Annotated in this window: 13 protein-coding genes; 9 read left to right on the forward strand and 4 right to left on the reverse strand. The window is 73.1% G+C overall.

Features of this window, described 5'->3' with window-relative positions; all coding sequences use genetic code 11:
• The first annotated feature begins 104 nt into the window (after positions 1-104).
• Together WQO_RS01270 and WQO_RS01275 are read left to right on the forward strand one after the other, a co-directional pair.
• Positions 105-686 (forward strand): hypothetical protein, encoded by a 582-nt coding sequence (locus WQO_RS01270; protein ID WP_010060793.1) that lies wholly within the window; start codon positions 105-107, stop codon positions 684-686.
• Positions 683-1,297: a hypothetical protein gene (locus tag WQO_RS01275; RefSeq protein ID WP_010060794.1), complete on the forward strand. Its 615-nt coding sequence runs from the start codon at positions 683-685 to the stop codon at positions 1,295-1,297. Before WQO_RS01270 ends, WQO_RS01275 begins: the two co-directional genes overlap by 4 nt.
• 98 nt (positions 1,298-1,395) lie before the next feature.
• On the opposite strand, the gene WQO_RS01280 is transcribed toward WQO_RS01275, so the two are convergent.
• Complete coding sequence (locus WQO_RS01280; protein WP_010060795.1) at positions 1,396-2,193, reverse strand: tyrosine-protein phosphatase; 798 nt, start codon at positions 2,191-2,193, stop codon at positions 1,396-1,398.
• Between the two features lie 79 nt (positions 2,194-2,272).
• The gene (locus tag WQO_RS01285) at positions 2,273-2,791 is read right to left on the reverse strand and encodes a DUF6325 family protein (RefSeq protein ID WP_010060796.1); all 519 of its coding nucleotides are present in this window, start codon (positions 2,789-2,791) and stop codon (positions 2,273-2,275) included.
• A gap of 270 nt (positions 2,792-3,061) precedes the next feature.
• Between WQO_RS01285 and WQO_RS01290 the strand changes: the two genes are divergently transcribed.
• Genes WQO_RS01290 through meaB form a run of 3 tightly spaced genes read left to right on the forward strand, consistent with a single transcriptional unit; the run spans position 3,062 to position 8,202 of the window.
• Entirely contained in the window at positions 3,062-4,924 is a 1,863-nt protein-coding gene (locus tag WQO_RS01290; protein ID WP_010060799.1) for a methylmalonyl-CoA mutase family protein, read from the forward strand.
• Positions 4,924-7,164, forward strand: coding sequence for a methylmalonyl-CoA mutase (scpA, locus tag WQO_RS01295; RefSeq protein ID WP_010060801.1), 2,241 nt, complete (start codon positions 4,924-4,926; stop codon positions 7,162-7,164). The genes WQO_RS01290 and scpA overlap by 1 nt, the downstream gene beginning before the upstream one ends.
• Before the next feature lie 12 nt (positions 7,165-7,176).
• On the forward strand, positions 7,177-8,202 hold the full coding sequence (gene meaB / locus WQO_RS01300; protein ID WP_010060803.1) for a methylmalonyl Co-A mutase-associated GTPase MeaB: 1,026 nt from the start codon (positions 7,177-7,179) through the stop codon (positions 8,200-8,202).
• 96 nt (positions 8,203-8,298) lie between these two features.
• Here meaB and WQO_RS01305 read toward each other — a convergent pair whose 3' ends face one another.
• Complete coding sequence (locus WQO_RS01305) at positions 8,299-9,090, reverse strand: ABC transporter ATP-binding protein (protein WP_010060804.1); 792 nt, start codon at positions 9,088-9,090, stop codon at positions 8,299-8,301.
• A gap of 149 nt (positions 9,091-9,239) precedes the next feature.
• On the opposite strand from WQO_RS01305, the gene WQO_RS01310 reads away from it, so the two are divergent.
• Complete coding sequence (locus WQO_RS01310) at positions 9,240-10,247, forward strand: ABC transporter substrate-binding protein (protein WP_010060806.1); 1,008 nt, start codon at positions 9,240-9,242, stop codon at positions 10,245-10,247.
• A 75-nt stretch (positions 10,248-10,322) separates the two neighbouring features.
• On the opposite strand, the gene WQO_RS01315 is transcribed toward WQO_RS01310, so the two are convergent.
• Positions 10,323-11,516 (reverse strand): M20 family metallopeptidase, encoded by a 1,194-nt coding sequence (locus tag WQO_RS01315; protein ID WP_010060808.1) that lies wholly within the window; start codon positions 11,514-11,516, stop codon positions 10,323-10,325.
• Positions 11,517-11,652: 136 nt separating this feature from the next.
• Between WQO_RS01315 and WQO_RS01320 the strand changes: the two genes are divergently transcribed.
• Genes WQO_RS01320 through WQO_RS01330 form a run of 3 tightly spaced genes read left to right on the forward strand, consistent with a single transcriptional unit; the run spans position 11,653 to position 20,713 of the window.
• Positions 11,653-19,041 carry an amino acid adenylation domain-containing protein gene (locus tag WQO_RS01320; RefSeq protein WP_079055502.1) on the forward strand — a complete coding sequence of 2,463 codons (7,389 nt, stop codon included), beginning with the start codon at positions 11,653-11,655 and terminating at the stop codon, positions 19,039-19,041.
• A gap of 5 nt (positions 19,042-19,046) precedes the next feature.
• Positions 19,047-19,250: an MbtH family protein gene (locus WQO_RS01325; RefSeq protein WP_010060812.1), complete on the forward strand. Its 204-nt coding sequence runs from the start codon at positions 19,047-19,049 to the stop codon at positions 19,248-19,250.
• The gene (locus WQO_RS01330) at positions 19,247-20,713 is read left to right on the forward strand and encodes a DHA2 family efflux MFS transporter permease subunit (RefSeq protein WP_010060813.1); all 1,467 of its coding nucleotides are present in this window, start codon (positions 19,247-19,249) and stop codon (positions 20,711-20,713) included. The genes WQO_RS01325 and WQO_RS01330 overlap by 4 nt, the downstream gene beginning before the upstream one ends.
• Positions 20,714-20,749 lie beyond the last annotated feature (36 nt).

The following is a 20,749-nucleotide window of genomic DNA, read 5'->3' on the forward strand; positions in this document are numbered from 1 at the left end:
CAGCACGCCGTCCGGCGATTGCCGCCGGGCCCGGACCGAGAGGGGTTGACCACTGTGCGACAGCAGAGCTATGTACCGGGCGATGAACGGTGGGGGCGGTAGCCGTGACGACAGCCATCATCATCATCGCCGTGGTCGCCGTGGTGGCCGTCGCCGCGTTCTTCCTGCTCCGTGGGCGCCTCGCCGGCGGCGGCCGGGGTCTGCGCAGCCGCTTCGGGCCGGAGTACGACCGGGTGGTCGCGCGGCACGGCGGCGACACCGAGGCGGCCGAGCGGGAGCTCGACGACCGGGTGAAGCGACACGGGGCGATCGAGGAGCACCCGCTGACCGAGGAGGCCCGCGCGCGCTACGCCGCCCGCTGGGCCGGCGCCCAGGAACTGTTCGTCGAATCGCCGAAGCGCTCCCTCACCGAGGCCGACGCGCTGCTGGCCGATCTGTCCCGCGAGCGTGGTTTCCCGGACGGCGAGAACTTCGAGGACCGCACGGACGCCATCTCCGTGCACCACGCCGCGCATGTCGACGGATACCGCCGGGTGCACACCGCCCGAAACGGAGATGCGAGCACCGAGGACAGGCGCGAGGCCCTCATCGAGGCCCGCAAGCTCTTCGACGCCCTGCTCGCGGGCGGCGCCTCCGGGCGTGAACACAGCAACCGGAATCTGGTGAAGGGACGGGGTACGTCATGACGCGCACACCGAACGACGGGACGGACGCCACCGCCGGGACCGGGCTCCCCAAGGGCGCCGGGCCCATCGACACGGGTACGCCTGTCAGGCGCCCGGGCACGCCCGACCCGGCCACGAGGACGGTCACGGGCAAGGAGACCGAACCGGTCCGGCCGCCCACGCAGGCCCCGGGCTCCGCAGGGCACGCCGAGGGGGCCCAGGAGACCTCCGTCGGCGGCACCCCGGACCCCACGGCCGTCAGGCCCCCGGATCCGCGCACGGCGCCCGGCGAAACGGGCCACGAGGCCGGTTCCGACTCCGTGGCGCGGCCCTCCGAGGACGCCCCCGGACTGGGCAAGCCCTTGTTCGCCCCCGCCGAGCAGGAGGCCTTCTCCGCCCGGATCCAGCAGGCGGTGACCGGATTCGTGGAGGACCCGCACCGGGCGGTGCGGGACGCCGACGCCACGTTCGAGGAGGTCGTCGCGGACCTCGGAGCCGCCCTGGCGGAACGCGGGCGGCGGCTGCGGTCCGGGAAGGACGGGAGCGGCGCGGACTTTGGGGCGGACACCGAGGATCTGCGGATCGCCCTGCAGCACTACCGCGATCTGACGGAGCGCCTCGTACGCCTGTGACGGGGTTCGTACGACCGTGTGAAGGGGCCGGTCCGGCCGAGAGAGCTCTCTCGGCCGGACCGGCCCCTTCACCTGTGGCGACGCCTCGGCCGTCCGCTTCAGCCGCGGACCACCAGGCCCTCGCGCAGCCGTTCCAGTACGGCGTCGGGCACGCGCAGGCCGTTGCGGACGTAGCCGTCGAGGCCGCCCCACCGCTCGTCCATGGCGTCGAGCGCCACGTCGAGGTAGCGGGGGCGGACCTCGATGATCGCCGCGGCGACGGCGGGGTCGCCGCCGCCGTCGAGGAACTTCGTCACCTGGGGGGCGAAGGCGGCCCGTACGGCGGGGTTGACCGCGAGGAAGTCGGAGCGCACGGTCGCGCGGGGCGCTCCCAGGATCATCAGCAGGACGGCCGCCGCCCAGCCGGTACGGTCCTTGCCCGCCGTGCAGTGGAAGAGCACCGGGCGCGCGGCAGGGTCGGCCGCCGTCTCCAGGAAGGCCCGGTAGGCGGCCGCGGCGCCCGGTGAGAGGACCATCTTGCGGTAGGTCTCGGCGAAGAGTTCCTCGGCCCGGCCGCCCCCGAGTGTCCGCTCGGCCTCGGCCGGGTCGGCGAGCAGGGAGCGCAGCCGGGCGGGCGCCACGCCCGGGTGGTCGCCCAGCACGTCGGCGACGAAGAGCCGGGCCCGGTCCGGCAGCCGGTCCGGGGCCCACTGGCGCTCGTCGGCGGTGCGCAGGTCCACGACGGTGCGGATGCCGAGCGCGGCCACCGCGCGGTCGCGTGCCGGGTCGAGTTCGCTCAGCTGACCCGAGCGGAACAGGACGCCCTGCCGAACCCGGCGGTCACGCCCGAGGGCGATGCCTCCCAGGTCGCGCAGATTGACGACGGTGGCGGCCGGAACGGTCCGGGCGGTCTGCACGATGAACTGCCTCTTTCCCCGATGAGTTCCAGGAATTCCCCATACCAGGATCAACGTCGTACGCGTCAGGACGTACGCGTCAGTCCGACAGAAGCCTGGTCTTCTGCTCCACGAACTCGGCGTCGGTGAGGATCTCGCGCTTCCACAGTTCGGCGAGCCGCTCCAGCCGGTTGATGATGTCGTCGCCCGCGCTCTCGTCCGTCCCGGTCCCGTCGGCGCCGAGGCGCTCGTGCGCGACGAAGGTGCCGCCCGCCTCACGGGCCGTCCGGGCGAGCTCGGTGGTCCACAGGTCCTCCCGGACGACGATCGCGACGACATCGCCCGCCGGTACGCCCTGGTCGAGCCGGTCGATGTCCTGCGCGCTCAGCACCGCCGCCGCCCCGCCCTCCGCGGTATCGGCGGGAACGACTCCCTCGGGGTCCAGCTCCCGCAGGTCCACGGGGGCCGGCGCACCGCCTTCGGTCCGCCGGAGGAAGGCCAGGTCACCGGCGCGTACGGCGCCGGACGACACGGCGTCGGCGAGGGCGGGGGCGACCGCCCCGGTGAAGCGACTGCCGGGGAAGGCGATGACGAGGTATTCCACAGGTCCGACGGCCACGGTCGCGTCCTCTCCGTGTCCCGGCGGCCGCAACGGGCACCGGGGTGGATACGGCATTCCAGGGATGACATAAGAAATCAGAAACTTCGCACATAATATGCATCAGTGTCCCGATTCATCCCGATGTCGAGGATCGTCGTGTTGCCCCGAACATCCGTCCGCCGTGCCGGTTACGTGACCGTATGTAAAGGATCAAGTGCATACCCGAGAGGGCAAGGTCACAGCACGTGCCCCTGCTGCTCGTTCCGCGCGCTGGCCTAGCATCTGACCATGACGGTCCAGCCTGCTGACGGGCTCTCTCCAACCGCCGCGTTCCCCGACCCTTCCCATGACCAGTGGCAGAGCCTCGTCGAAGGCGTACTGCGCAAGTCGGGCAAGGAAGTCACGGGATCGGCCGCCGAGGAAGCGCTGTCCACCACACTGGAGGACGGGCTCACCACCCGCCCCCTCTACACCGCGAACGACGAGTCGCCGGACACCGGCTTCCCCGGCTTCGCCCCCTTCACCCGGGGCAGCAGGGCCGAGGGGAACGCGGCGGGCGGCTGGGACGTGCGCCAGCGCCACGCCCTGACCGATCCCGCCCGGCTCAACGAGGCGCTGCTCGGCGATCTGGAGAACGGGGTCACCTCGCTCTGGCTCACGGTGGGCGGCCCGGCGGGCGTCCCCGTCGAGGGGCTCGCGCGGGCACTGGAGGGTGTGTACCTCGATCTCGCGCCCGTCGCCCTCGACGCCCCGGCCGACCTGGACGCCGCCGCGACGGAGCTGCTGCGCCTGTACGAGGAGCGCGGCGTCGCCAGGAGCGAGGCACGCGGCACGCTGGGCGCCGATCCGCTCGGCCATGAGGCGCGGACGGGCGTCGAGGCGGATCTCGCCCCCGCCGTGCGCTGGGCCCGGCGGTGCGACGCGGAGTACCCGGGGCTGCGCGCGATCGTGGTGGACGGGTTGCCGTACCACGAGGCGGGCGGTTCGGCCGGCGAGGAACTGGGGCTCTCCCTGGCCACCGGCGTCGCCTATCTGCGGGCCCTGACCGCTGCCGGGATGAGCGTGGAGGCGGCCTGCGGGCAGCTGGAGTTCCGGTACGCGGCCACCGCCGACCAGTTCCTGACCATCGCCAAGCTGCGCGCGGCACGCCGGCTGTGGGCGCGGGTCGCCGAGGCGTCGGGGGCTCCCGCCGCCGGGCCGCAGCGGCAGCACGCCGTCACCTCGCCGGTGATGATGACGCGCCGCGACCCGTGGGTGAACATGCTGCGCACGACGCTCGCCACGCTGGGCGCGGGGGTGGGCGGCGCGGACTCCGTGACGGTGCTGCCGTTCGATCACGCGCTGGGCCTGCCCGACGCGTTCGCGCGGCGGATCGCCCGCAACACCTCGACGATCCTGATGGAGGAGTCGCATCTGGCGCGGGTCATCGACCCGGCGGGCGGCTCCTGGTACGTGGAGCGGCTGACCGACGAACTCGCCGCGGCCGCCTGGGCGTTCTTCCAGGAGACCGAGCGGGCGGGCGGTCTGCCCGCGGCCCTGCGTTCGGGGACGGTCGCGGAGCGGCTGGCCGCGACCTGGGCGGCGCGGAGTGCGAAGCTGGCGCGTCGCAAGGAGCCGATCACCGGGGTCAGCGAGTTCCCGATGCCCGGTGAGCGCCCGGTGGAGCGCGAGCCCGCACCCGACCCGTACGCCGGTGCTCCGGGCGGTCTGCCCCGGGTCCGGCGCGACGAGGCGTTCGAGGCGCTGCGCGCCCGGTCGGACGCGCACCTCGCGGCGACCGGAAGCCGCCCGAAGGTGTTCGTCGCGGCGCTCGGCCCGGCCGCAGCGCACACGGCACGGGCCTCCTTCGCCGTCAACCTCTTCGGGGCGGGCGGGATCGAGGCGGTGCACGACCCGGTCTCCGTGGACGCGGACACCGCCGCCGGTGCGCTGGCCGCCTCTGGGGCGTCGGTCGCCGTGCTGTGCTCGTCGGACGCGCTCTACGCCGAGCACGCGGAGCAGGTGGCCGGTGCGCTGAAGTCGGCGGGTGCGGCGCAGGTGTTCCTCGCGGGGCGCCCCGGCGAGTACGCCGATGTCGACGCCTATGTCTTCGCGGGCTGCGACGCGGTCTCCGCTCTCACCTCCGTTCTCGACCGCATGGGAGTGGCGTGATGCCGACCTCGCCCACGGACCGTAAAGCCTCCGTTCCCGACTTCTCCGAGGTGCCGCTCACGCCTCCCGCGTCCGCCGGCTCCCCCGCTTCCGCCGCTTCGGCCGGGGAGTGGCAGGCGGCTGTGACCAAGGCCGCCGGCGGCGCCGAGGCCCCGCTCTGGGAGACGCCCGAGGGAATCACGGTCAAGCCGCTCTACACCGGTGAGGACCTGGAGGGCCTGGACGCGCTGCACAGCTACCCGGGCATCGCCCCGTATCTGCGCGGCCCCTACCCGACGATGTACGTCAACCAGCCCTGGACGATCCGGCAGTACGCCGGGTTCTCCACGGCCGAGGAGTCCAACGCCTTCTACCGGCGTAACCTCGCGGCCGGGCAGAAGGGTCTGTCGGTCGCCTTCGACCTGCCGACCCACCGGGGTTACGACAGCGACCATCCCCGGGTGACGGGTGACGTCGGCATGGCCGGGGTGGCGATCGACTCCATCTACGACATGCGCCAGTTGTTCGACGGCATTCCGCTGGACCGGATGTCGGTGTCGATGACGATGAACGGCGCGGTGCTTCCCGTGCTGGCGCTGTACATCGTGGCCGCCGAGGAACAGGGCGTACCGCCCGAGAAGCTGACCGGGACCATTCAGAACGACATTCTGAAGGAGTTCATGGTCCGCAACACCTACATCTATCCGCCGTCGCCCTCGATGCGGATCATCTCCGACATCTTCGCGTTCACCTCGCAGAAGATGCCGCGCTACAACTCCATCTCGATCTCCGGCTATCACATCCAGGAGGCCGGAGCGACGGCCGATCTGGAGCTGGCGTACACGCTCGCCGACGGCGTGGAGTATCTGCGCGCCGGACAGGAAGCGGGCCTGGACGTCGACGCGTTCGCGCCGCGCCTGTCGTTCTTCTGGGCGATCGGGATGAATTTCTTCATGGAGGTCGCCAAGTTGCGGGCGGCCCGGCTCCTGTGGGCCCGTCTGGTCAAGCAGTTCGACCCGAAGAACCCCAAGTCGCTTTCGCTGCGCACCCATTCGCAGACCTCGGGGTGGTCGCTCACCGCGCAGGACGTGTTCAACAATGTGACACGTACGTGCGTGGAGGCGATGGCCGCGACGCAGGGGCACACCCAGTCGCTGCACACCAACGCGCTCGACGAGGCGCTGGCACTGCCCACCGACTTCTCGGCGCGGATCGCCCGTAACACCCAGCTCCTGCTCCAGCAGGAGTCCGGCACCTGCCGGGTCATCGACCCGTGGGGCGGCAGCGCGTACGTGGAGAAGCTGACGCGGGACCTCGCGGAGCGGGCCTGGCAGCACATCGAGGAGGTCGAGGCGGCCGGCGGGATGGCGAAGGCCATAGACGCGGGCATCCCCAAACTCCGGGTGGAGGAGGCGGCCGCGCGGACGCAGGCGCGGATCGACTCCGGGCGGCAGCCGGTGATCGGCGTGAACAAGTACCGGGTGGAGACCGACGAGCAGATCGACGTGCTCAAGGTCGACAACTCCTCGGTGCGCACCCAGCAGATCGAGAAGCTGCGCCGGCTGCGCGAGGAGCGCGACGAGGTGGAGTGCCAGGAGGCGCTGCGGGCCCTGACGGCCGCCGCCGAGAGCGACCCCGGTCCGGGTCTCGAGGGCAATCTGCTGGCGCTGGCGGTCGACGCGGCGCGCGCGATGGCCACGGTCGGCGAGATCTCGGACGCGCTGGAGAAGGTGTACGGCAGGCACGCCGGGCAGATCCGTACGATCTCCGGTGTGTACCGCAAAGAGGCAGGAGAGTCCCCTTCCGTGGACCGGACCCGTGCGCTGGTCGACGCGTTCGAGTTGGCGGAGGGCCGCAGGCCGCGCATCCTGGTCGCCAAGATGGGCCAGGACGGCCACGACCGGGGCCAGAAGGTGATCGCCACCGCCTTCGCCGACCTGGGCTTCGACGTGGACGTCGGCCCGCTCTTCCAGACGCCGGGCGAGGTGGCGCGGCAGGCCGTCGAGGCCGACGTGCACATCGTCGGCGTCTCCTCGCTGGCGGCGGGACACCTGACGCTGGTGCCCGCACTGCGCGAGGAGCTGGCCGCCGAGGGCCGCGAGGACATCATGATCGTGGTGGGCGGGGTCATTCCGCCGCAGGACATCGAGGCCCTGCACGAGGCGGGCGCGGCCTCGGTCTTCCCGCCGGGGACGGTGATCCCGGACGCGGCCCACGACCTGGTGACGCGGCTCGGCGCCGCGCTCGGCCACGAGCTGTGAGCCGCTGACCGGATGGCTGCGAAGATCGACATCGACGGTTATGTGCAGGGAGTGCTCGACGGCAAGCGCGCGTTCGTGGCGCGCGCGATCACGCTCGTCGAGTCGACACGGGCCGAACACCGGGTGCTGGCCCAGCAGTTGCTGAGCCGGCTGCTGCCGCACGCTGGGGCGGCCCGGCGGATCGGGATCAGCGGGGTGCCGGGCGTGGGCAAGTCCACGTTCATCGACGCGCTCGGCACGATGCTCACCGGGCTCGGCCATCGGGTGGCGGTGCTGGCGGTCGACCCGTCCTCCAGCCGTACGGGCGGTTCCATCCTGGGTGACAAGACCCGGATGGAGCGCCTGGCGGTGGACCCGGCCGCGTTCGTGCGCCCCTCCCCCACGGCGGGCACGCTGGGCGGGGTGGCCAAGGCGACCCGGGAGTCCATCGTGGTGATGGAGGCGGCGGGTTACGACGTGGTGCTGGTGGAGACGGTGGGGGTCGGGCAGTCGGAGACGGCGGTGGCCAACATGGTCGACACGTTCCTGCTGCTGACCCTGGCCCGTACCGGCGACCAGCTGCAGGGCATCAAGAAGGGCGTCCTGGAGCTGGCGGACGCCATCGCGGTGAACAAGGCGGACGGCCCGCACGAGCGCGACGCCCGCTCGGCGGCGCGCGAACTGGCGGGCGCGCTCCGGCTGATGCATCCGGCGGACGCGGCCTGGACTCCCCCGGTGCTCACGTGCAGCGCCCGCGAGTCGACCGGGCTCGACACGCTGTGGGACCGGCTGGAGCAGCACCGTAGGGTCCTGGAGTCCACCGGCCGGCTGGCGGCCAAGCGTCGCGACCAGCAGGTGGACTGGACCTGGGCCATGGTCCGGGACGAGCTGCTGGACAGCCTGTACAGCCATCCGTCGGTGCGGAAGCTCGTGCCGGAGCTGGAACAGCGGGTCCGGGAGGGCACGTTGACGGCGACGCTGGCGGCGGAGGAGATCCTCGGGGCGTTCCACGGCGGCGGGCCGTCGCCTCGCGAGGGCGGCACGGGAACGTCCGCCTGAGCGCGTCGGCGCAGGACGCGGACACAGACCGAGGGGCCCCCGGACGGAGGGGCCCCTCGGTGTTTTCGGGTGCCCGTGAGGAGCGCGGGGCCGGCGTCAGACGCCGGCCGTGGGCACGCTCACCCTGGGTACGACGACGGGCGCCCCGTCGGAGGCCGCGGTGAGGATCTCCGCCTCGATGCCGTAGAGCTCCTTCACGAGCGCGGCGTCCACGGTCTCGCGGGGCGGCCCCGAGGCGACGATCCTGCCGTCGCGCATGGCGACCAGGGTGTCGGCGTAGCGCGCGGCCGCGGCCAGGTCGTGGACTACCATGACGATGGTGCGGCCCTCGGCGGCGACTTCGCGGACCAGATCCAGGACCTCCACGGCGTGCCCGATGTCGAGGGCGCTGGTGGGCTCGTCGAGCAGGACGACGGGGGTCTCCTGGGCGAGGGCCATGGCGAGCCAGCAGCGCTGGCGCTGGCCGCCGGAGAGCTGGTCGAGGCGGCGTCCGGCCAGGGCGGCGGTGCCGGTGGCCTCCAGGGCGCGGGTGACGGCCTCCTCGTCCTGTTGCGACCACTGGCGGAACAGCCCCTGGTGCGGATGGCGTCCGTACCGTACGAGTCCGGCGACGGTGACCGCTTCGGGAGCCTGCGGGGCCTGGGGCAGCAGGGCGATGCGGTGGGCGGCGTCGCGCTGGCGCAGCTTCCAGACGTCGGCGTCGCCGACGAACACCGTGCCGGTGCGGGGCTGGTGGAGTCGGGCCATGGAGCGCAGGAGGGTCGATTTGCCGCAGCCGTTGGGCCCGACGATCGCCACGACCTGACCGGAGGGAACCGTCAGGTCGACCTGATCCACGGCGGTATGACCGGCGTATCCAGCGGTGAGCTGTTCGACACGGATTTCCACGGAGACCGGCCTTTCCGAAGGACTTGGACAGCATTTTGCCCGATGGGGCTAAAGTAAGGCTAACCTTAGCTCGCTCACGAGCCGACGGCCGCACACGCGTGACCGTACGGCCGTCGACGCTTCATGTCCCGTTGAACCCGGAGCCCTTGATGAACCTGCACAGCCGTCCCGCCCGCACCGCCGTCCGAAGAGCGGCGCAAGCCGTCGCCGCGCTCGGCGCCGCCACCCTCCTCCTGACGGCCTGCGGGACGGACTCCGACTCGGGCAAGTCCTCCGGGGACAAGGCCGGCAAGGCGGACACCGCCTCCTCCGCGACCCGTACGGTCAAGGACGCCACGGGCAAGGCCGTGGAGATACCGGCGGAGCCCAAGCGCATCGTCACGCTGACCCAGGAGGACCTGGACGCGGTGCTGGCGCTGGACATCAAGCCGGTCGGCATCACCAACGGGCAGGGTCTGGACAAGCCGCCGGCCTACCTGGCGGACAAGGTCGAGGGCATCAACGTCGTCGGCAACCTCCTCCAGCCGGTCATGGACAAGGTCGTCGCCGCGAAGCCCGACCTGATCCTCGCCGGCGACATGCAGGACGAGCAGGTGCTCAAGCAGCTCCGCGAGATCACTCCGGCCACGCTGGTGACGATGGCGCCGACCGACGACTGGAAGCTGTTCTTCCGGGGTGTCGGCAACGCCGTCAACAAGCTCGACGCGGCCAACAAGTTCATCACCGACCACGAGGCCGCCGCCAAGACCGCCGGGGAGAATCTCGGAAAGAACAAGGGCGCCGAGGTCTCCATCGTCCGCTGGAACCCGGACGGCCCCAGCTGGATGGAGAACAAGCAGTTCGCCAGTGGCGTCGCCCTGGAGATGGGGCTGAAGCGGCCCAAGTCCCAGGACAAGGACGGCAACGCGCACACACCGTCGCTGAGCCTGGAGAAGATCAACGAGATCGACGGCGACTGGCTGTTCCTCTCGACGCTGACCTCGGACGGCGAGAAGGCGCTCAAGGACGTCCAGTCCAAGCCCGCCTACAAGGAGCTGGGCGCGGTGAAGAACGGCCAGGCCGTGACCGTCGACGGCTCCGTGTGGTCCACGCGCGGCGGCCCGCTCGCGGCGGACGTCGTCCTGGGTGACTACGTCAAGGCGCTCTCCGCCAAGTGACCTCCGGGTGACGGCGACGCCGTGCGGCCCGTACCGGGAGCTCCCGGTACGGGCCGCACGGCGTCGGCCCTGGGCTCAGATCCTGGCGGCGGCGAAGTCGGCCGCCGTCCACGCCATGCCCACCGCCCCGTCCAGCAGGGCCTGTTCGGCAGCCGGGGAGACGGCCGCCTCGGCGAACGCGGCCTCGTGCGGGCCACAGGCTCCCCCGCTGATGTCGAGCACCGGGTGGATGGACGGCACCGCGTGCGAGACGTTGCCCATGTCGGTGCAGGCGAACGGCGGGCGCTCGACCGGTTCGGCCCGGCCCAGCTCCCGGGCGTTGGCGGTCCAGAGGCGGATCAGCTCCGGGTCACCCCGGAAGTCCAGGTAGTCGGGCTCGGGGCACTCCAGGGTCACTTCGCAGCCGGTGGCGAGCGCCCCGGCGCGGAAGCAGTCCTCGACCCGCTGCCGCAGCTCCCGCAGGTCCTCGGCGGCCAGCGCCCGTATCTCGTAGGTGGCGGTGGCCCGGTCGGGTATGGCGTTGGGCGCGGTCCCGGCGGCGGTGGTGATGCCGTGCACCCGCCACTGCGGGGGAAGTTGCTGGCGCAGAAGGCCCAGGGCGACCTGGGCGACGGTCAGGGCGTCGGCGGCGTTGCGGCCCTCGTGCGGGTTGAGACTGGGGTGCGCGGCGCGGCCGGTGTAGGTGACGTCGAGGGTGCCGAGCGCGAAGGAGCGGAAGTCGGCCATCTCGAAGGGGCAGGGGTGCACCATCATCGCGGCGTCGACCCCGTCGAACGCCCCGGCGTCCAGCAGCAGCGCCTTGCCGGCTCCGCGCTCCTCGGCGGGGGTGCCGATGACCCGTACGGTCAGGCCGAGTTCGTCCGCGTGGGGGGCGAGGCCGAGGGCCGCGCCGACTCCGGCGGCGGCGATGAGGTTGTGCCCGCAGGCGTGGCCGAGGCCGGGCAGGGCGTCGTACTCGCAGGCGATGGCCACGGTGACCGGTCCGGAGCCGATCGTGGCGCGGAACGCCGTGTCCAGGCCGTGGGCGGGTGCGGTGACCTCGAAGCCGTGCGCGGCGAGGAGTTCGGCGCAGAGCGCGGCGGACCTGTGCTCCTCGAAGGCGGTCTCGGGCTCGGCGTGCAGGCGCCTGCTGAGGTCGATCAGGGCCGGGGCGTGCTCGCCGACCGCCTCCCGCACGGCGGCCCTGAGAGCGCGGGCCCGCTCGTCGAGCCCCTGGTCGGCCCTCTCGTCGGCCCGTATATCGGGGCGTGGGGCTGCGGGGACGGTCATGGGCTCTCCTGGCGTTCCGGACCGCCCCGGGGCGGTCGCCTGCACTGTCGGAAATAGGTTAACTTAGCCTTACCTAAGTATGCGCCGTGTGCCCGTTGGCCCGGTGTCCGTTGTCTTCAGGGGAGTCGTCACCCACATGCATGAGCGTCCGAACCGCCCGACCAGCACTTCGGCAGCGCACTCCGGCGGCGCACCCTCCCCCGGACTCCCCCTTCTGACAGCCCAGTCGGGTATCTACTACGCGCACCAGCTGGCGCCCCTCGGCACCGAGTTCAACACGGCGGACTGCGTGGAGATCGACGGCCCGCTGGAACCCGATCTGTTCGTGGCGGCGCTGAGACAGGCGGTGGGCGAGGCCGAGACGCTCGCCCTGCGTGTGACGGAGACCGACGGGCTGCCGGTGCAGCGGATCGTGCCCGCCGCCGAACCCGCGGTGCACCGGCTGGAGATGACCGAGGCCGAAGCCGAGGCGTGGATGCGGGAGGACCTGGACCGGCCGGTGGACCTCGCCGCCGACGGTTCGCTGATGACGCAGGCGTTGATCCGGATCGGCGAGGGGCGCCACCGGTGGTACCAGCGGGTGCACCACATAGCCGTCGACGCCTACGCCCTCTCCCTCATCGGGCAGCGCGTCGCCGAGCTCTACCGGGCGCTGGTGGCCGAAGAGCCGCTGCACGAAAGCCGGTTCGCCCCGCTGAGCGAGCTGACCGAGCAGGAGGGCTCCTATCTGGCCGGTGAGGAGTACGCGGCGGACCGGGCGTTCTGGTCGGCGCGCATGGCGGGCTCCGCCGTGGCGGTGCCCCGCCGCTCCCCTGCCGCCGCAATCGCCGGGGAGGCGGCGGACGGTGGTGGCCCGCACCGCACCACCGATCTTTCCGCCGAGGCCCTGGAGCGGCTGTCCTCGGCGGCGCAAGCGGCGAAGGCGACCTGGGCGGAGCTGGTGGTGGCCGCGACCGCGGGCCACCTGCACCGGCTCACGGGCGCCGAGGACGTGGTGCTGGGCCTGCCGCTGAGCAACCGGCGGGGGCCCTCGGCCCTGCGCACCCCGGCCATGACCGTGAACGTGCTGCCGCTGCGGATCACCCTGCGCCCGGGCGACACCGGGGCCGAGCTGCTGCGCCGGGTGGTGCTGGAGATCCGTGAGGTCCGCCGCCACCAGCGCTATCCGCAGGCGGACCTGCGCCGCGATCTCGCCCTGGAGTCGGCCGAGACCCCGCTGACCGGCCCGCTGGTCAACGTCAAGCCGTTCGACGTCGCCCTGGACTTCGCCGGGGCCACCGGCACCGTGCGCAATCTCGCCGCCGGGCCCGTGGAAGGGCTCGCGGTCGGCGCGGCCCCCGGCCCGGACGGAGGCCTGCGGCTCACCCTGGACGCCGACCCCGCCGCGTACGGGCCCGAGGACCTCGCCGCCCACGAGGCCACCTGGCTGCACTATCTGGACGGGCTGGCCGAGCTGCTGCTCACCGACCCGGCGCGGCCGATCGGCTCCCTGGACCTGCTCACCGGCGACCAGGTGCGGGAAGCCACGTCCGGCCGCACCGAACCCGCCGCCGCGCTCCCCCTGCCGCAGTCGTTCAGCGCGCAGGCGGCCCGGACGCCCGACGCCGTGGCGGTGCGATCGACGGTGGCAGGCACGTTCCGGGGGACCAGCGCGGAGGCGGCCTCGACGGCGGATGCCGGAGCAGGCGCGCCTACCAGACCGGGAGCGGGTGCCACGGAAGCCGCCGCGCCCGGGGCCCGGCTCACCTTCGCCGAACTGGACGCCTCCTCCGACCGCCTGGCCCACCTGCTCACCGGACTCGGCGCCTCCGGTCGGACGGGAACCGCCGAAGGCGCGGGCGGCACGGTCGCACTGGCGCTGCCCCGGACCGCCGACATGGTCGTCGCGCTGCTGGCCGTGCTCAAGGCGGGCCTGGTCTGCCAGCCGCTCGACCTCGGCCACCCCGCCGCCCGCACGCTGGCCGTTCTGGAGGACGCGCGCCCGCTGTGTGTGATCGGCACGGCGGAGACGCTCGCCGCGCTGCCCCGCCACGGGCTGCCGAAGGTCGCGCTCGACGCACCCGCCACGGCGGACGCCCTGGCCGCCTGCCCCGACGGGCCGCCGCCCGCCGGGCCCGCGCTCGGTGACCCCGCCTATCTCATCCACACCTCCGGTTCCACGGGCCGTCCCAAGGGCGTCCTCGTCAGCCACGCCTCGCTCGCCAACCTCTGCGCCGGGCACGGCACGGACCACATCGCCCCGGCCGTGGCACGGACCGGCCGGGAGCGTCTGCGGGTCGCGCACAGCGCCTCGTTCGCCTTCGACGCGTCGTGGGACCCGCTGCTGTGGATGGTCCACGGGCACGAACTGCATCTGCTGGACGACGCCGCCTACCGGGACCCGGCGGCCCTCACCGCGTACGTCGACGCGCACCTGGTCGACTATCTCGATGTCACCCCCTCCTACGCCGAAGCGCTGCTCGCCGAAGGCCTGCTGGACGAGGGCCGCCACCACCCGGCCCGCATCGTGGTCGGCGGGGAGACCGTCCCCCCGGCCCTGTGGGAGCGGCTGACCGAGGCGGCGGCCGTCCACCCGGTCAACCTCTACGGGCCGACCGAGACGACGGTCGACGCCTACTACTGGGTGCCGGGCGAGACCGCCGCCCGACCCGACGGCCGCCCCGTACGCGGCTCACGCGTCTATGTCCTGGACTCCTCACTCCGTCCCGTGCCCGCCGGGGTGACGGGTGAGTTGTATGTCGCGGGTGCCTGCCTGGCCCTCGGCTATCTGGGCCGCCCCGACCTGAGCGCCGAGCGCTTCGTCGCGGACCCGTTCGGCGCGCTGCACGGCGAGCCCGGGGGGCGCATGTACCGCACGGGCGACCTGGTGCGCCGCCGCGCCGACCACACGCTGGAGTTCCTGGGCCGCAGCGACGACCAGGTGAAGATCCGCGGCTTCCGCATCGAACTCGGTGAGATCCAGGCCCGGCTGGCCGCCCACCCCCAGGTCGCGGCAGCCGCCGTCATCGCCCGCGACACCGGCCACGGCAAGCGGCTGCTGGCCTACGCCGTACCGACGAAGGACGCCGCCACGCCGCCCGCACCGGGCGAGCTGCGCGACCACCTGGCAGCCGCACTGCCCGAGCACATGGTCCCCGCGACCGTGACGCTGCTGGAGGCGCTCCCCCGTACCGCCAACGACAAGCTGGACCACCGGGCGCTGCCCGACCCCGAACCCCTCTCCCCCGCCGCCGGGGCGGAGGCCGCCGGCGAGAGCAACCCGCACACCGAGATCGTGCGAGGCCTCTACGCCGACGTGCTCGGTATCGCGGAGCCCCCGGCCGCCGATGCGGGCTTCCTGGACCTCGGCGGGCACTCCCTGTTCGCCGCCCGGCTCGCCGCCCGCGTCCGCGAGCACTTCGCCGTCCCGTTCTCCATCGCCGACGTCTTCCGCCACTCCAGTCCGGCGGCGCTCGCCGCGCAGGTCCGCGCCCGCAGCGGAGCGGCCATCGCTGCCGTACCGCTCTCCCCCGTGCCCCGCACCGGTCCCCTCCCGCTCTCTCCGGCCCAGCAGCGGCTGTGGTTCCTCCACCGCCTCGAAGGCCCCAGCCCGACCTACAACATCCCGCTCGTGCTCAGCGTCAACGGCCCCCTGGACCGGGACGCGCTCCAGCTCGCCCTGCGCGATCTGGTGGACCGTCACGAGACACTGAGAACGGTATATCCGCCCACTGACAACGGGCCCGGAGCCGACGGGGAAGGCACCCCTCACCAGCTGATTCTTCCTCCGGGCCAGGAGGCGGCCCGGCCGGTGCTGCATCTCGCGGAGCCGGGCAGCGATCTCACCGAGGCCGTCCGCCACTGCTTCGACCTCGCCACCGAGCCGCCGCTGCGCACGGTCCTCTTCAGCGACGGGCCCGACCACCACACCCTGCTCCTGCTGCTCCACCACATCGCGGGCGACGGAGCCTCCACCACTCCCCTGGCCCGCGACCTGGCCACCGCCTACACCGCGCGCCTGGCGGACCGCGCCCCGGAGTTCGCGCCCCTGGCCGGCCAGTACGTGGACCACGCGGCCCGGCTCCAGCTGCTCCTGGGCTCCCCTGCCGAGCCGACCGCGCTCGCCGAGGCCCAGCTCGCCCACTGGCGCGAGGCGCTCGCCGGGCTGCCGGACCAGCTGGAGCTGCCCTCCGACCGGCCCCGGCCCCCGGTGGCAACCTCGGCGGGCGACACCGTGCCCTTCGCCCTGGACGCCACGGCGCACGAGGCACTGCGCCGGCTCGCGCGGGCGCACGGGGCGACCGTGTTCATGACCGTGCAGGCGGGGCTCGCCGCTCTGCTGACCCGGCACGGCTGCGGCAGCGACATCCCCCTCGGCACCCCCGTGGCGGGCCGCGACGACGACGCATCGGCCGGGCTCGTCGGCTTCTTCACCAACACCGTGGTCCTGCGCACCGACACCTCCGGCGACCCGGCCTTCGGTGACCTCCTGGACCGGGTGCGGGCGACCACGCTCGCCGCGTACGAGCACGACGCGCTGCCGTTCGACCACCTCGTCGAGGCGCTGAACCCGCCGCGCTCGCTGTCCCGGCACCCGCTGTTCCAGGTGATGCTGGCCTGGCAGTCGATCGCGGACGGGCCCGTCGCCCTCGGCCCGGACGCCACCGCGCGGCTGACCGCCGTGCCGTCGGGCACCGCGAAGTTCGACCTGACCCTGAACGCGGGCGAGCTGCCCGGCGGCGGGATCGGCGGTTTCCTGGAGTTCCGCACCGACCTCTTCGACCGGTCGACCGCCCAGGCCCTGGCGGACCGGCTGGCCCGGCTGCTGACGGCGGCCGCCGAGCGGCCGGAGACGCCGGTCGGTCTGCTGCCCGTGCTCGGTGAGGACGAGATGCACCGCGCCCTCGTCGAGGCCAACGGCGTACCGTCCGGCGACCGGCCCGCTCCGCTCACCCTCGCCGAGGTGTACGGGGCCGCCGCGCGTCGCCACCCGGAACGGGTCGCGGTCAGCTGCGAGGGCGACTCGCTGACGTACGCCGAACTGTCGTCCCGGGCCCAGTCGCTGGCCCGGCTGCTGGCGGACCGGAACATCGGCCCCGGCTCCATCGTGGCGCTGGCGCTGCCGCGCTCCCTGGACCTGGTGGCCGGGCTGCTCGCGGTGTCGCTGGCGGGGGCCGCGTATCTGCCGATGGACCCGGACTACCCGGCGGACCGGCTCGCCTACATGCTGGACGACGCCCGACCGGCAGCGCTGATCACGGACCCGGCGGCGGCCGAGCGGCTGCCCGCCCACGATCTCCCGCTGATCACGGTGGACGAGGCGGCCGGGTTCCCGGACGGGCCGATCGGCCAGGCGGACCGTACCCGGCCGCTGACCCCGCAGGATCCGGCGTACGTCATCTACACCTCGGGTTCCACCGGCCGCCCGAAGGGCGTCGTGGTCACCCAGCACAATGTGACGCGGCTGCTGACGGCGACCGAGCACTGGTTCTCGTTCGGGCCGGACGACGTGTGGACGCTGTTCCACTCCTACGCGTTCGACTTCTCGGTGTGGGAGCTGTGGGGCGCGCTGCTGTACGGCGGCCGGGTCGTCGTCGTGCCGCATGTGACCAGCCGTGACCCGCACGCCTTCCTCCGGCTGCTGGCCGACGAGCGGGTGACCGTCCTCAACCAGACGCCGTCCGCCTTCTACCAGCTGGCCGCCGCCGACCGGGAGGCCCCGGGCCACGAACTGGCCCTGCGCTACGTGGTGTTCGGCGGGGAGGCGCTGGAGCTGGGGCGGCTCGCCGACTGGTACACCCGCCACCGGGAGAACGCGCCGACGCTGGTCAACATGTACGGCATCACCGAGACGACCGTCCATGTCTCGTATCTGGCGCTGGACCGGGCGACCGCCGCCTCCGGGATCTCCAGCACCATCGGCGTGAACATCCCCGACCTGCGCGTCTACGTCCTGGACGACCGGCTCCAGCCGGTGCCTCCCGGGGTGACCGGCGAGATGTACGTCGCCGGTGAGGGCGTGGCCCTAGGCTATCTGGGCCGCCCGGACCTGACGTCGGGGCGTTTCGTCGCCGACCCGTTCGCGCATCTCTTCGGGGAGAGCGGGCGCCGGATGTACCGCTCGGGCGACCTCGCCCGGCGGCGCGCCGACGGCACGCTGGAGTACTTCGGCCGGGGTGACCAGCAGGTCAAGATCCGCGGGTTCCGTATCGAACTCGGCGAGATCGAAGCGGTGCTGGCCGGACACCCGGAGGTCGCCGATGTGGCGGTCGTGGTGCGCGAGGACCAGCCCGGCGACAAGCGGCTGGTCGGCTATGTCGTCGCCGCCCCCGGTACGGCCCCGGCCCCGGCGGCGCTGCGCGAGCACGCCGCCGCCACGCTGCCGGTGCACATGGTGCCCTCGGCGGTGGTGGTGCTGGACCGGCTGCCGCTGACGGGCAACGGCAAGCTGGACCGCAAGGCGCTGCCCGCGCCGGGCGTGCCGGTGAACGCCGCCGGTCGTGCGCCGCGCACGGTCCGCGAGGAGCAGCTCTGCTCGATCTTCGCGGAGGTGCTGGGGCTGCCGTCCGCCGGGGTGGAGGACAACTTCTTCGATCTGGGCGGGCATTCGCTGCTCGCGGTGCGCCTGGCCGGGCGGATCAGGTCGGCGTTCGGCATCGAGGTGTCGATCGGGACGGTGTTCCAGGCGCCGACGCCCGCCGCGCTGGACACGGCGCTGGACGTCTCGCGCGAGGAGGACCCGCTGGATGTGCTGCTGCCGCTGCGGCCGGCCCGTCCCGGCGACCGCGCCCCCGTCCACTGCGTGCATCCGGCGGGGGGGCTGAGCTGGTGCTACGCCGGCCTGATCCGCAACCTGCCCGCCGATGTGCCGATCTACGGGCTTCAGGCCCAGGGCGTCGGCGAGGCGACGGCGGACGAGCCGCTGCCGACCACGCTGGAGGAGCTCGCCGCGCACTACGCGTCCCGGATCCGGGAGGTCCAGCCCGAGGGCCCCTACCGGCTGCTCGGCTGGTCCACCGGCGGCATCATCGCGCACGCGATCGCGGCCGTGCTCCAGGAGACGGGCCAGGAGGTCGAGTTGCTGGCGATCCTGGACGCGTACCCCGCCGAGGGGTTCCGCGACCTGCCGGTGCCCGATCAGGCCGAAGCCCTCGAATCGCTGCTCACCATGGGTGGTTACGGCCCCGAGAGCCTCGGCGACAAGGAGCTGAACACCGCGAACGTGGTGGAGGTGCTGCGTCGCGAGGGCTCCCCGCTGGCCGCGCTGTCCGCCGCGAAGATCGAGGCGCTCGGCGAGGTGTACCTCAACACCAACGACCTCGTACGCGCCTACGACCACCGGGTGTTCCAGGGCGATGTGCTGTTCTTCCGGGCCACGGTGGACACGATCGACGACACCCTGACGCCCGAGACCTGGACCCCGTACGTGAGCGGGCGCATCGACAACACGAATGTCGCCTGCTCGCACAAGGACATGACCCTGCCCGAGCCGATCGCGCACATCGCGCGCGTGGTCGCCGACCGACTGACCGAGCTGGAGAAGTGACACCGATGAGCGACGCATCCGCCAACCCCTTCGACGCGGACGGGGAGTTCCTCGTGCTGACCAACGCGGAGGGCCAGCACTCGCTGTGGCCGCTGTTCGCCGCGGTGCCCGAGGGCTGGTCGACGGCTCATGGCCCGTGCGCCCGGCAGGACGCGCTGGACTGGATCACCGCGCACGGGGACGGCCCCGTCGCCGCCGCCGCGCGGTGAGCGGGCTGCTGATCCGGCCCCGGATACGTCCCCGGGTCGCCGTCGTCCTCGTCTACACGGCCGCGATGTGCATGAACGGCCTGGACTCGACGATCGTGAACCCGGCGCTCTACACGATCGCGGGCGACTTCGGCCGCCCGCTGTCGGCCGCCAACACGGTGGAGACGGCCTTCCTGGTCGCGCTCGCGGTGGGGCTGCCGGTGGCGGGGTGGCTGGGCGACCGGTTCGGGACGAAGCGGGTGTTCCTCGGCGCGCTGACGGCGTTCACGATCGCCTCGGCGGTCTGCGGTCTGGCCCCGGACCTCACGACGCTCGTGGTGGCCCGGGCCGTACAGGGCCTGGCGGGCGGGTTGTTGACGCCGGTCGGGATGACGCTGCTGTTCCGGGCGTTCCCGCCGCACGAGCGGATGAAGCTGGCGAAGGTGCTGATCGTGCCGACGGCGCTGATGCCCGCGCTCGGCCCGCCGCTGGGCGGTCTGCTCACCGAACACCTCTCCTGGCACTGGCTGTTCTTCGTGAACGTGCCGATCGGGGTGGCGGCCGTCCTGCTCGGCGTCTTCGGTCTGCGTGAGCATGTCGAGGGCCCGGAGGGGAAGTTCGACACGGTCGGTTTCTGGCTGGCGACCCCGGCGCTGGGGTTGCTGACGTACGCGCTGGGCTTCGGCCCCTCGCACGGCTGGACGGAGCCCGCCGTCGCCGTAAGCGCGGTGCTGGGGTCCGTCCTGCTGGTGGCGGCGGTCGTGCACCAGACGCGGGCGAAGACGCCGTTGCTGAAGCTGCGGCTGCTCGCCGACCGGGTGTACGGGTCGGCCTCGGCGCTCGCCGGGGTGACCGCGGCCGGGCTGATGGGGGTCCTGTTCGTCTTCCCGCTGCTCTACCAGGCGAGCCTGGGCGCTTCGGCGCTGGACGCCGGGCTGAGCGTCTTCCCGGAGGCGGTGGGGCTGATGCTGGCCTCCCAGGTGGTGGACCGGCTGCTGCCGCGGCTCGGCCCCCGGCTGCTGACCGTGCCGGCACTGCTCGTCGCGGCGGCGGTCTTCGGCGCACTGGCCGTGCCCGGAGTGGCGGAGAACGCGTGGAGCGTGCGCGGGCTGATGTTCCTGATCGGCCTGGTGCTGGGGACGGCGGTGCTGACCGTGCAGATCTCCGGCTTCGAGTCGATCGCTCCCCCGGACATGGGGCAGGCGATGGGACTGTTCCAGATCGTCCGCACGCTGGGCGGCGCGTTGGGCATCGCCGCCTGTGCGGCGGTGATCGGCGGCGGCCACGTGACGGAGGCCTCCGCCGACCCGGGCCCGTACCGTACGGCGGTCTGGGTGACGGCGGGACTCGTCGCGGTGGGCGCGCTGATCGCGCTGCGGCTGCCGCGCGAGGCCCCGCAGCCGCCGCCGTTCGACGACGAGGACGCTCCTGAGCCGCCCGGTGAGGGCCTGGCGGCTCAGGAGGCCCCGGTCGCGAAGGGCTGAGCGGGCATACGCGTGAGGGGCGGGCGGCATCCGGAG

The sequence above is a fragment of the Streptomyces globisporus C-1027 genome (assembly GCF_000261345.2).
Lineage (GTDB): Bacteria > Actinomycetota > Actinomycetes > Streptomycetales > Streptomycetaceae > Streptomyces > Streptomyces pakalii.